Origin of the sequence: Natronorubrum halalkaliphilum (assembly GCF_009834785.1) — an archaeon.
In the GTDB taxonomy this organism is placed as follows: domain Archaea; phylum Halobacteriota; class Halobacteria; order Halobacteriales; family Natrialbaceae; genus Natronorubrum; species Natronorubrum halalkaliphilum.
The window spans coordinates 1-1,024 of the sequence record NZ_WUYX01000055.1; the positions used below are offsets into that span (position 1 = coordinate 1).

1 protein-coding gene is annotated in these 1,024 nt (G+C 57.2%); it reads left to right on the top strand.

Annotated elements, in window-relative coordinates; all coding sequences use genetic code 11:
- Positions 1-1,024: ISH6 family transposase (locus GS429_RS16795; protein WP_160066506.1), on the top strand; the 1,024-nt coding region annotated here is incomplete at both ends.

Sequence of the window (1,024 nt, forward strand, 5' to 3'; positions counted from 1 at the left end):
CCGCTGCCACTGAGGACGATCCAACCTACTTCCGGCCACTCGAGGACCTCGTCGAATTCGACGGACAACGCATCTATCAAGAGGATGTTTCGCTCCAGAGTACCGACCTCGCTACGTCGCTCAGCTTTCGTGATGCCGTCGCCCACGGCGACGGCTTCACTCCGATGCCTTCGAAAACGACGATCAACCGGCGAGTCCGCGAGTACGGCAGCAAACTCGGTGACTTCGTTCGTGGTCGGCTTCCTGGGACGAACGCAGACACTGTCGTTCCTGACGGAACGAAGTGTCATAGCCAGGACGATCACTGCACGTACCACGACGTCAACGTCACCCTCGGACAGACCACCGAGGAAGACACGGAAACGACGCTTCTAGACGTCAATCTCAACGATTCTTGGGATGAGACAGCAGCGACTCTCGGGGAGATCGAGGCGATCACTGACGACGCGACGGTCGTCAGTGACGCCGAGAATGCGCTCGTCGATGCGTTCGAGAAGGGTGACCGATCTCACCAGCTCGACCTTGTTCACGTCGGTCGAACGCTCGGGTACAAGCTCTGGAAAGACGATGCGTTTCCGCTCTCCGAGCGGAAAGCGATCGTCTCTGGCGTTACGAATGATCTGTTCCATCTGAAGAACTCTGTCGCACTTCATGCACCACGGAATGAGCGTTTGGCGATCCGCGAGCGGATCGACCAAACGCTCGAGAACCTTCGGAAAGAAGCCTGGAGATTAGAGTGTCAAGACTCCCCAAAAGCAGCGACGTACCTCCGGGAATGGGCAGAAGCAACCGTGACGTTCGCGGAGTTCGCGCTTGACCAACAGCAGGTTCCGTGGACATCAAACGTGGTCGAACGAGCCATGGGTGAAATCTCGAAACGGTGTAAGAATCAATGGATGCGGTGGTCAGAAGCGGGGCTAGAGTCGCTTCTCTGGTTGAATCTGGTACAGTATGCCGATCCCGAGCAGTTCGCGGCGTTCGCCGACGAACTGCTCGAGCGCTCAGCCAAAACAGCCATCACAAT